The organism is Flavobacterium sp. CFBP9031, from assembly GCF_034044945.1.
Classification (GTDB): Bacteria; Bacteroidota; Bacteroidia; order Flavobacteriales; family Flavobacteriaceae; genus Flavobacterium.
On the sequence record NZ_JAXCWF010000001.1, the window covers coordinates 248339 to 261014 of the forward strand.

7 protein-coding genes are annotated in these 12676 nt (G+C 35.5%); all 7 read left to right on the top strand.

Annotation, left to right across the window (positions count from 1 at the left end):
- Positions 1 to 126: 126 nt before the first annotated feature.
- The 7 genes from SOM12_RS01035 to SOM12_RS01065 all read left to right on the top strand — a co-directional run bounded on the left by SOM12_RS01035 (position 127) and on the right by SOM12_RS01065 (position 12157).
- Positions 127 to 1182 carry a sterol desaturase family protein gene (locus SOM12_RS01035; protein ID WP_320492080.1) on the top strand — a complete coding sequence of 352 codons (1056 nt, stop codon included), beginning with the start codon at positions 127 to 129 and terminating at the stop codon, positions 1180 to 1182.
- 11 nt (positions 1183 to 1193) lie between these two features.
- Positions 1194 to 1910: a thioredoxin domain-containing protein gene (locus SOM12_RS01040; protein WP_320492081.1), complete on the top strand. Its 717-nt coding sequence runs from the start codon at positions 1194 to 1196 to the stop codon at positions 1908 to 1910.
- A gap of 175 nt (positions 1911 to 2085) precedes the next feature.
- Positions 2086 to 3705: a sulfatase-like hydrolase/transferase gene (locus SOM12_RS01045; RefSeq protein ID WP_320492082.1), complete on the top strand. Its 1620-nt coding sequence runs from the start codon at positions 2086 to 2088 to the stop codon at positions 3703 to 3705.
- A gap of 123 nt (positions 3706 to 3828) precedes the next feature.
- Positions 3829 to 5088 (top strand): YeiH family protein, encoded by a 1260-nt coding sequence (locus SOM12_RS01050; protein WP_320492083.1) that lies wholly within the window; start codon positions 3829 to 3831, stop codon positions 5086 to 5088.
- A 707-nt stretch (positions 5089 to 5795) separates the two neighbouring features.
- Positions 5796 to 8843, top strand: coding sequence for a TonB-dependent receptor (locus tag SOM12_RS01055; protein WP_320492084.1), 3048 nt, complete (start codon positions 5796 to 5798; stop codon positions 8841 to 8843).
- Positions 8844 to 8853: 10 nt separating this feature from the next.
- On the top strand, positions 8854 to 10302 hold the full coding sequence (locus tag SOM12_RS01060; RefSeq protein ID WP_320492085.1) for a RagB/SusD family nutrient uptake outer membrane protein: 1449 nt from the start codon (positions 8854 to 8856) through the stop codon (positions 10300 to 10302).
- A 202-nt stretch (positions 10303 to 10504) separates the two neighbouring features.
- The gene (locus SOM12_RS01065; protein WP_320492086.1) at positions 10505 to 12157 is read left to right on the top strand and encodes an arylsulfatase; all 1653 of its coding nucleotides are present in this window, start codon (positions 10505 to 10507) and stop codon (positions 12155 to 12157) included.
- Positions 12158 to 12676 lie beyond the last annotated feature (519 nt).

The following is a 12676-nucleotide window of genomic DNA, read 5'->3' on the forward strand; positions in this document are numbered from 1 at the left end:
ATGAAACGAGTAGATTATGAAATTATAGGAAAAAAGATTGTCGTTGGGATAATCTTGTTTTTAGTTCCACTGGCGATTCTGGCTGGCGGATTAGCAGTAGTAAATCAATTTTTAAAATAAGAAATCATGGCTATAGTTCAAAAAGAAAAATTAACGAGAGACTTAACGATAAGTTTCTTCATTTATTCATTGCCTGTAGTGGCAATTTACCTTTATTTTAAATTAACGGGTGGCGCTGTAAGTGAATCGCATATTACACTGCCTTCGTTTTTAGAATTTGCACAACCCGTTTTTGCCAATATCAGAACTTGGGGATTAACAGTATTTATGCTTGTTTTGGGAGTTATCGAATTTGCAGCAGGTTTATACGATGATGAATGGACTGGCGAAGAACGCAAAATAGATATCGTTTGTTTCTTAGCGCCAAAACTTCTTTTGCCTCCTGTAATTGCTTTTTTTAGTTTAACTGCTTTGCCTTATTTACTGCCAAACTTAGCAAACTCATTATCATGGGTTCCGTTTTGGGGAGGCTTTTTCTTAATTGCCATTGCAGACGATTTAACGCAATATTGGTATCATAGATTGCATCATCAAGTTCCGTTTTTATGGCGTTTTCACAGAACACATCATTCAGCTCCGTATATGGGAATGGCGATGGCTTCTAGACAAAACTTTATTTATACACTTTTCTTTTCTCAAATTTATTTGACAGCAACTTTAACCTATTTAGGTTTAGGTCTTCCTGCTTTATTTGTTTTAGTAATCAAAAGTTTCATCACTTTGGGAGCGCATTCAAGCATTCCATGGGACAAACCTTTTTACAAATACAAAGTATTACACCCGATTGCATGGGTTTTAGAAAGAGTGATTTCTACTCCTGCAACACACCAAGCGCATCATGCAGATACAAGCGGAGATGGCGTTGGCCATTTTAAAGGAAATTTTGGAAATATGTTTTTTATCTGGGATATCATTTTCGGAACAGGACTAATAACACGTAAATATCCAAAAACATTCGGAACAAAATCATACAAACAAGAAGAATGGTATGCTCAGTTTCTTTGGCCGATTTTTAAATCTAAAAAAGAAGGCAGTTCTCTTGCCGAGGGAGTATTATCGCTTCCGCTAAAACCAAAAACGGTTACCGAAGAAACTCCATCACCTGTATTAGAACAAGTTTAATACTTCTGGATATGAAAAATCAAATCTTAAAAAACAGTATAACAGCAATTGCCTTTTTATGGGCAGTTGCTGCTTTTTCGCAAAATGAAAGTCACAGCTCATTGTCGTTAGATTCATTTTATTCGAAAATAAAAAGCCAAAAAAATCCGCAGATTGTTGATGCCAGAACTCCTGAAGAATTTGTTTTGAATCATATTGAAGGCGCTGTAAACTTTAATCTTCAATCAGAAAACTACGCGCAATCTGTTGCTAAACTAGATAAATCAAAACCTGTTTTTATTTATTCTATTGGAGCCGGCCGAAGTGTTGCTTTAGAAAAAGAATTATTAAAAAATGGCTTTTCTGAAGCCTATAGTTTAGAGGGCGGAATTGCAAATTGGATCGGAAACGGAAAACCTTTTTATTCCAATCTAAAAAGCAAATTGTCATTGGCAGAATTCAATAAAATTATTGCCGATAATAAAACTGTTCTAGTCGATATTGGTTCAAAATACTGCGCGCCTTGTAAAAAAGTAAAGCCAGTTTTAGAAACCATCAGATCTGAATACGGAACCAATTTAAAAATCGTAGAAATTGAATTGGAAGACAGTCCGCAAGTTATTGCCGATTTAAAAACAGTAAAAGTTTTTCCGACTTTGATCTTGTATGAAAATGGAAAAATTGTTTTTAAGAAAGAAGGCATCAATGATTTGAAGAGTGAAGTTGATGTTGCATTGGCTTCTAAGTAGTCTCGAAACTTTTTACAATTACGTAACCATAATATTGTCATTTCGACGAAGGAGAAATCTTCGCAAGAAGCTCTACAAAGATTGGATATTCGTTGAGGAGTTACTCGTGAAGATTTCTCCTTCGTCGAAATGACAAAAAAAATCAATTCCACTCAAACCCAACCAAAAACCATACATGGCAACCTATAAAAAAATAACCAAAATTGTAATTCCCATTTTACTAGTGCTTCTCATTCTAGCAGCATTTTTATTCTGGCCTATTAACACTGACGGAACATTAGTCAAAGAAGATCAAAAACTTGCCGAAGGGAAAAAAGCCTTTTTAGCTTCAAAAGCTCCATCTGATTCAACAGTAAAAAAGACGAATATTATTATTCTCCTTGCCGATGATTTAGGCAAATATGATATTTCGCTCTATGGCGGAAAATCGACTCCTACTCCACAGATTGATTCTTTGGCGGCTTCTGGAGTTACTTTTACCGATGGATATGCATCGGCAGCAATTTGTTCGCCCTCTCGTGCGGGTTTGATTACAGGAAGATATCAGGAACGTTTTGGACATGAATATCAGCCAGGAGATCGCTATCCGAAAAACAATTTGGAATATTACGCCTTCAAATATTTGTTGAATACCAATAATTGGAGATTAAATGATAAAATCGAATATCCAAATGATGCATCTATTGCAACACAAGGACTTCCGAAATCTGAAATCACTTTTGCCGACTTAGCCAAAAGACAAGGTTACGCTACAGGAATTATTGGAAAATGGCATTTGGGACATAATAAAGTTTTTTTTCCTCTGGACCGTGGTTTCGATTATCATTACGGCTTTTATCAAGCATTCTCCTTATTTGCTCCAGAAGACAATAATCCAGACATCATCAATCACCATCACAAAGATTTTACCGATAAAATGATTTGGGGCAAAGGCCGTGTCGGAATTGGACAGATTCGCCGAGACAGCACTATCATTGATGAAAAAGCCTATTTAACTGAAAAATTTGCGGAAGAAGCAGAAGCTTTTATTGACAAAAATAAAAACAAACCTTTTTTATTATACATTCCGTTTAATGCGCCACATACGCCATTTCAGGTTCGTAAAAAATATTACGATCGTTTTCCGAATGTAAAAGATGAAAACAAACGCGTTTATTTTGCCATGATCAGCGCTTTAGACGATGCGATTGGAAGAATCCGAGAAAAAATCAAAAAAGAAGGTCTTGAAGAAAATACTTTAATCGTTTTTGCCAGTGACAATGGCGGTGCCGATTATACTTTTGCCACAACAAATGCACCTTTAAAAGGCGGTAAATTTTCTCATTTTGAAGGCGGAATCAATGTTCCTTTTGCACTTTCATGGAAAGGAAAAGTCAAACCTCATACTGTTTACAAAAATCCTATAAGCACTCTAGATATTTTCACAACCATTGCATCAGCGATTGGTTCTGATTTACCAAAAGATCGAGTTTATGACGGAGTTGATTTAGTAAAAACGGTAAATGAAAATAAAGTAGCTCACAAAGATTTATACTGGCGTTCGGGCGATGCAAAAGCCATTAGAAGCGGCGACTGGAAATTAGTCATCAGCGGAAGAACCCATGAAAAATGGCTCTACAACCTTGCTTCTGATAAATTTGAAAAAACAGACCTCTCACAAAAAAATCCTGAAAAAGTAAAGGAATTACAAGCCGCTTTACAAAACTGGGAAAAAGGATTAATTAAGCCGCTTTGGCCTAATTTAACCTATTACGAATTTGACTTTGGCAAACAAAAATACTTTGTCGATTTGTAATATTTAAATACAAATACTCAACTCCTGCAAGGTTTCCAAAGCCTTGTAGGTTTGTTTGAACTACTCGAATAATTACTTAATACCTACAAGGTTTTGGAAACCTTGCAGGAAAGCAAACATACAATGTCAACCTCAACAAAATTTACTATCCACGAAGATTGGACCGTCGTTATTCTCGGTTTTCTAATTATCGGAATCTCTCTCTTTATTTTTCTGCCAGAAGTTCCTGTTTTTAAATGGACAAATGGAACAGACTTAATAAACAATGTTTTCGAAATTAAAAACATTCAAACAATTAGTCTTCAATTCCTTTATTTTATTTCTATCGGAACAATCGGCACTTTTTTAGTTGGAAAATCAATTAAAAATTTCATTTTCGGATTTCCAATCATTTATCTCTTGACAATAATCGCCTTAATCATTGCAGGAAATTCTGAAGTAAAAGCGCTAAATCTAGAAGCAGTTATTTTCAGTTTAGTCATCGGATTGATTATTGGAAATTTCTTCCAACTTCCAGAATGGTTTCGTTCTGCTTTATCAACCGAACTTTTTGTCAAAATCGGATTGGTTTTATTGGGAACGAGTGTTATTTTTTCAGATATTTTAAAAGCGGGTTCATTAGGTTTAATTCAAGCTTTGATCGTAGTTTTATCCGTTTGGTATTTTGCCTTCTGGTTATGTAAAAAACTAAAAGTCGACGACGAATTGACCATGATGATTTCGAGTGCCGTTTCTATCTGTGGCGTTTCGGCAGCGATTGCAACTTCGGGCGCCATAAAAGGAGATTCTAAAAAACTGTCTTATGTTATTTCGATGGTTTTAGTAACTGCAATTCCTATGATGATTTTTATGCCGATCATTGCCAGTCATTTTAATTTTCCCGAAGAAGTTACGGGCGCTTGGCTTGGCGGAAGTATTGATACTTCTGGAGCAGTCGTCGCATCAGGAACTTTGGTGGGAGAAACAGCTTTAAAAATAAGTACAATTGTCAAATTTTCTCAAAATGTATTATTGGGCTTAGCCGCTTTTGCTATTTCTATTTATTGGACTTATACTCACAATCAGTCTTCTGAAATTCAAAAATCGAAACCAACTCTCGGCGTAATCTGGGAGCGTTTTCCAAAGTTTGTCATTGGTTTTATTGCAGCTTCTATTGTCTTTTCGTTTTTTGTTGCACCAGAAACTCGCGATGAACTAAAAGAAAGTTTAAAAAATCTCCAAGGACTTTGGTTTGCCTTGGCTTTTACCAGCATTGGTTTAGAAACCAATTTTAAAGATTTGCTTCAAAACAATAGCCGAAAACCTTTAATAGCTTTTCTCGCTGCACAATTTTTTAATATCCTTATTACATTGATTATCGCTTTTTTGCTTTTCAAACCTTAAAAATAGCATTACTATTCTATATCAAACCCGACAGGTTTTTAAAACCTGTCGGGTTTAGTTTTATAATTCAAACATCAAGCTTAAAAAAGCAAGTAAAAACTGTATAAACAAAATAGTTTAAATCTATTTTTATTTTTTAAAACAAAAACACTAAACAACTAATTTACAATCACTTAAAAATATTTAAAATATATTTCGCATTCTTTAAATATACTTTTCCTCAAAAAAATTAAATAATCTTTTGGTTTTCATTATAATAAAATTAACTTTGTCTATAGGATTAGTAGAGTTTAAACAATAAAGAACTACATTTTGAAAACAACAGCTTACACATCGCATTACATTCTTCCTGAAAAATTCACACATAACACTTTTTGTTATATGTGCATGTGCTGTTAAAAATCCAATCTCCGTTTTCGTTTCTTATCGAAAATAAAATCACAAACTAAATTACATCTTGGCAACAAACGATTAATACCTAAAGTATTGAACGATTAACTATGTCAAAACCATATTAACTAAAAAAAATAATAACTAAACAAGATTACAAAATGAAAATAATGCACTGCCCTATCCTTTCATAGTAAAAACCATTTCTGCGGCAACAGAAATGGCAAGACTCAAAGAACATTTATCACTAAAGAAAGCCTTCGGAAATTGGAAAACCAAGTTTCCGTACTGCTTTATTATTTAAATCCAAAAAAGTAATGAACAAGCAATTACATGCCTTTTTGTGGCTTTTTGTATTCTTAATTTCGATCGGAATTAAAGCACAAAATACACAGCCCTTAATTAATTCGACCTTAAATGGTACCGTTGTAGATCAAGTTACCAATCAGCCAATTCCTGGCGTAACGATTCAGATCAAAGGAACAACTCATAGTTCTGTAACCGATTTAGACGGAAAATTCTATTTTCAGACAGGACAAAAATTTCCTTATACTTTAATCGTAAGCTATTTAGGCTACGTTACCGCAGAATATATCGCAACCAAAGATTTTATTCAGATTTCATTAAAAGAAGATGTGAAGGAATTGAATGAAATTGTAATTATTGGATACGGAAGCACTTCTAAAAAAGATTATACTGGAGCTGCCGAAACCGTAGCCCAAATGTCCTTAAAAGCAACTCAAAAAACGCTTGAAAGTTCACTTCAAGGTTCTGTTGCGGGTGTTAACGTAACACAAACTTCGGGTCAGCCGGGCGCTGGTATGAGCATTCGTATTCGTGGAGGAAGTTCGATTCAGGGCGGAAATGAGCCTTTATATGTAATCGACGGCTTTCCATTATACAATTCAGAAGTCACTTCTGGTGTTTTGAGCGGTACGCCAACCAATCCGCTTTCTACTATAAATCCGTCAGACATCGAATCGATTACGGTTTTAAAAGACGCTTCTTCAACAGCCATTTACGGTTCTAGAGGAGCAAACGGAGTTGTTATTATCACAACCAAAAAAGGTTCAAATACTGCTACCACTGTAAATTATGATTTTACAATTGGCCAACAGTCAGTTCGTAAAAAAGTTGATGTGTTAGACGCCCAAGGTTTTTCGAGATTAAGAAATGCCGCTTTATACGATTCTAATCCAGCGGGCGGAACAAACCAATATCTGAGTGATGCACAAATTGCGCAATTAGGAAAAGGAACCGACTGGCAAGATGCGGCTTTCCAAAAAGGACTGACACAAAATCATCAATTAAGTGTTTCTGGCGGAAACAATCAGACCAAATATGCGGTTTCTGGAAACTATTACAATCAAGAAGGAATCATAAAAAATACAGGTTTTGAACGTTTCAGTGGACGTGTTAATTTAAATTCAAAAATAAGCAGTAAAGCGAGATTTGGTTTGAACTTAACAATTGCCGAAACCAAATCTAAAGTGGCTCCGAGCGGTTTGGTTACAGCGTTATTGAGTATGCCTCCAACGGCAACGATTTACGAACCAGACGGAAGTTATACTTTAAGAAATCCGTTTGAAAATATTTTTGCCAATCCAATCGCAACGTTAAACGAACGTAAAAATCAATCTATTACCGATCGTATTTTAGGAACTATTTACGGCGAATATGATATTTTGAAAAATTTGGTTTTGAAAGTTTCTTTTGGAACCGATATGATTTTCAACAAAGAAAAAAGTTATCTCCCATCTAGCATTTATGAAGGTTCTATTACCAATGGAGAAGGAAAAATTGGAACTGCCGATTCTAGAAGCTGGTTAAACGAAAACACCTTAACGTATACAACAGTATTTGGAGAAAAACATCATCTGAATGCTTTGGCGGGTTATACACAGCAAAGTTCAACGCGAGAGTTTAACACTTCTGGATCACAGCAATATGTAAATGATATTACTTCTTACTACAGTTTACAAAGCGGAAATGTGGCTTTAATGCCAACTTCTGGCGAAAGCACTTGGGCGCTGAATTCGTTTTTATCGAGGGTAAATTATAATTATGATTCCAAATATTTCTTAACAGGAAGTATTAGAGCCGATGGTTCTTCTCGTTTTGGAAAAGACAATAAATGGGGTTATTTCCCTTCTGTTGCCGCAGCTTGGCAGATTAGTAACGAATCGTTTTTTAATCCTGTAAAAGACGTTATCAATAGTTTAAAAATCAGAACAAGCTGGGGTGCTACAGGAAATCAGGAAATTGGAGAATACCAGTCTTTATCTACTTTAACGAGTGTAAAATATCTTTTCGGAGACCAGATTTATACCGGTTTTACGCCTACGCGAATTTCAAACAACAATTTGGGATGGGAATTAACGAACCAGTTTGACGCTGGAATCGATGTTGGTTTCTTCAATGATAAATTGAATTTAACAGTTGATGTATATCGCAAAATCACCAAAGATTTATTGTTAGACGTTCAGCTTCCGTACACAACGGGATTTACTTCTTCGCTTCAGAATTTTGGATCTGTTCGTAATCAGGGAATTGAATTTGGCTTGAATGCTTCTCTTGGAAATACTGCTTTTTCATGGACATCGAACTTTAATATTGCCTTTAACCAAAACAAAATTATTGCTTTAGGAAATGGTGCTGAATTTTACACTTTTGGAAACTATATTTTAAAAGTGGGCCAGTCTTTAGGAACTTTCTATGGCGCGGTTACTGACGGAATTTTACAGACAGATGAAGTCGCGACAAAAGGAGTTTATACAGGAAATGCAACGCCAAAAGCGGGAGATCGCTTGTATAAAGACATTAACGGAGACGGAGCGTTTACAACCGCAGCAGATAGAACTAGCATTGGTGATGCACAGCCCGATTTTGTTTTCGGATTTTCTAATAATTTCACTTACCGAGGTTTTGAATTGGCCATTTTAGTGAATGGTTCTGTTGGAAATAAAATCCTGAACGGAAACCTACAAGCTCTGGAATTGTACAACGGGCAGCAAAATGCGTCAACCTCAGCTTTAGATGCTTGGACACCAACAAATCCGAGCAATACAACGCCGAGAGCAAAATTAGATCCTGCACCAGTTTTCTCTAATCGTTTTGTAGAAGATGGTTCGTTCGTGAGATTAAAAAACATTGCTTTAAGCTATAATCTTCCAAAAAAAATATCAGAGAAATTAAGTTTGACCTCAGTAAAATTCCGTGTTATCGGAGAGAACTTATTAACGTGGACAAAATACACAGGTTACGATCCTGAAGTAACAAACGGAACGACAATTTCTCCGGGAACAGATACTGGAATTTATCCTGCTTCTAAAACAATCTCAGGCGGATTAATCGTAACATTCTAAAAGACTTATCATGAAAAAAAATATAATATTCAGTTTAGCGGTACTCTTTTTAGTGAGTGCGTGCAATTCTTTAGACGAAGATCCAAAAGCATTTATTTCGTCTACCAATTTTTATAAAACCACCGAAGATGCCGATGCAGCAGTTATTGCTATTCATAATGCTATAAACAGTTCGACACATACGCTATACAATCGTTTAATTCAGATTGCGACCGAAATGGCAACAGATGATTATGAAGCAGGACCAAGAGCAAGAAATGCACATGTTAGAGCTTTGTCCAACTTAACGCACGATGCTTCAAACGACCGTATGATTGAATTATGGCGACAAAGTTATGATGGAATCAATAGAGCAAATGTGGCAATTGACAATATCGCGAAGAATCCAAATCTTAATTCACAGAAAGACAAAGATTTAATTAACGAGGCAAAGTTCTTACGAGCACTTTTATACTTTAATTTAGTACGATGGTTTGGAGATGTTCCGTTGGTTTTACACGAAACAACAGTTTTAACGCCGGAAGCAATCAATGTTAGCAATACTCCAGAAGCAGATGTTTATACGCAGATTGAAAACGATCTAATTGATGCCGAAGCGCTTCCTGTAGTGCAACAAAACAAAGGCCGGGTAACTGCTGGCGCTGCAAAAAGTATTTTGGCAAAAGTATATTTAACTGAAAAGAAATGGCAGAAAGCAGCCGAAAAAAGTAAAGAAATCATTGACAGCAAAGTTTATGATTTGTTCGAAAATTATGCTGATGTATTTAATGTGGCAACCAAAAACGGAAAAGAACATATTTTCTCAGCTCAATTTAAAGGTTTAACAAATTGGAATGGAAATATGCTGGCTTCTACAGCTGCTCCAACTTCTGTTCCTGGAATTGCAGGAGATCAAGCAGATGCATTGCACAAAGAAGGTAAACTTTTTGAAGCTTTCGCTGAAACAGACAAAAGAAAGTACATCACTTTTGCAGTCGAATTTGTAAGTCCGACCGATGGAAAAACGTATAAAGTTACGCCACATTTCAACAAATATTTTGATCCCGCGACGCCGACTTCGCCGGGGCAGTCTTCTAAAAATACGCCAATTATACGTTTTGCAGAAGTATTGTTGATTTATGCAGAAGCTTTAAACGAACAAAACGGAGGCCCAACTCCAGAAGCGTATGCCGCAGTTGACCGCGTGAGAACAAGGGCTGGAGTTGAATTATTGGCAACAACTTCTCCAGCACTAAGTCAAGACGCGTTTAGAGAAGCGGTTTTTGAAGAAAGAAGAAAAGAACTGGTTTACGAATATCAGCGTTGGTTTGACTTGGCGAGAAGAGGCCCAGATTATTTTGTGGCTAAATTAAAAGCGGCGGGAAAAACGAACGCACAGCCAAAACACGTTCATTTTCCTATTCCACAGAGAGAATTGGATTTGAATCCGAATTTGAAACAAGTTCCGGCTTGGAGATAACTTTTTTTAAACACATAAATTAATTTAACACATAGAGACATAGTTTTTTTGCTTTCGAAAAGAATATAAAAGAGAAATATATTTCTCGACACATAGCTATGATCTTTATTACAAGTAAAACGCCTTACTACATCTATAAAATCTATGCCTCTATGTGTTAGAAATAAAATTAAAAATACACTAACAGTAAATTATAAATAAGATGAATAAAAGAATAAACATTTTATTTTCTGTTTTATTGACAGGAATAATTGGTTCTTATAAAACCGAAGCCCAAACCGCATCATCTAAACCCAACGTAATTTTGATTATGGTCGATGATATGGGATATTCAGATTTAGGAAATTACGGCTCTGAGATTAAAACCCCAAACTTAGATCGTTTAGCGAAAGAAGGAACTCGTCTGCGCGAATTTTACAACAACTCAATTTGTGCGCCTACGAGAGCTTCTTTATTAACGGGACAATATCAGCACAAAGCTGGAGTTGGTTATTTTGATGTGAATCTAGGTTTGCCAGCTTATCAAGGGTATTTAAACAAGGAATCTTTGACTTTGGGTGAAGTTTTCCGTTCTGGAGGTTACAGCACTTTAATGTCAGGAAAATGGCACGTAGGTTCTGAAGATCAAGCGCAATGGCCAAATCAAAGAGGTTTTGATAAGTTTTACGGAATCTTAAAAGGTGCAGCAAATTATTTCGACACAAAACCGCTTCCTTTCGGGAAAACGGCTTATCCAGTAAAAATGATCCGCAATAATGAAGAACTGCATCCAAAAGACGATTCGTACTACTTCACAGATGAAATTGGAAACAACGCGGTTACTTTCTTAGACGAACAAAACAAAGAAAACAAACCTTTCTTTTTATACTTAGCATTTACTGCGCCTCACTGGCCATTACAGGCAAAACCTGTAGATATTGCCAAATACAGAGGGAAATTTGATGAGGGCTGGGATGCTTTAAGAGAAAAAAGAATTCAGAAATTAAGAGAAAACGGCATTTTGCTTCCTAATCAAACTATTGCTCCTCGTGACCCAGAAGTTCCAGAATGGAATAAATTGACTTATGACGAAAAACAATTCTGGAAAGCTAAAATGGAAGTGTACGCCGCAATGGTAGACAACATGGATCAAAATGTTGGAAAGGTTTTAGATAAACTGAAAGCGTTAAAGAAAGACAAAAACACTTTAATTATTTTTATTGCAGATAATGGCGCTCAAGGTGGTTTCAATACGTACAATCCATTAAAAAGAGGTTTAGTTCGTAACGACGGACCAATCGGAACTTCGGGTTCTTTTGATTATCAGGAACAAAACTGGGCATATCTTTCTAATACACCTTTACAAGATTATAAAAACAATATGCACGAAGGCGGATTCAGTTCTCCGTTTATTGCTTGGTATCCTTCAAAAATTAAAGCAGGAAGAATTGATAAAGGAACTGGACATATTATTGACCTTGCTCCTACTTTCTACGAATTGGCTGGAATTGACTATCCTAAAAACTTAAATGGCGTAACTTCTAATCCGCTTCCTGGTAAAAGTTTGCTGCCTGTTTTATTTGATAATGCATCCGAAGTAAACCGTGGCGCTCCTTTATTCTGGGAAAGAGCTGGAAACAGAGCGGTTAGAGAAGGAAAATGGAAATTGGTTTCTATTTATCCGTCTTACCAATGGGAACTTTATGATCTTGAAGCAGACCGTGGCGAAACAACAAACGTTGCCGCACAAAATCCTGGAATTGTAAACGATCTTTCGGCCAAATATTTCGATTGGGCAGATAAAACAGGAGTTGTAGAATACAGCAAATTCAAACAAAAAGGAGAATTGATTCCGGGCGCTGCTGCTAAGAAATAATTCAAATCTTAAAAAAAAAATCTTTTTTGAATTTTAAAAAGTATTCAAGGGTCGAAAAATGAGTTTTAAAAACTTGTTTTTCGACCCTTTTTCATTGTTTTAAACAAAACACAAACAACTAATAAACAGCACATTAAAACCAAAATATTTTATTTATCACAGAATAATTTCATAACGTATCAAATAAATTTCAAAAAAGATTTGGATTTTACCATAATAAATATAACTTTGTCTATAGAATTAGTAGAATTTAAATAATTAAAGCACTACATTTTGAAAACATCAGAAAAAATATCATCTCACATTTTTCCTAAAAATTATACATACAATACATTTTGTTGTATGTGTTTCTGTTGTTAATCCCTTCACTATTTTCTTTTTAGCGATTTCCATTTTAAAAAAATGGGAGCCAAAAAGCGATTCTCTTTATTTCCCAAACACTTTCCTACTGTAATCCTATAATCACTTTGCTGCTTTGCATCGAGGATTATTATGTCATCAAATACTATTTAAAAGGTT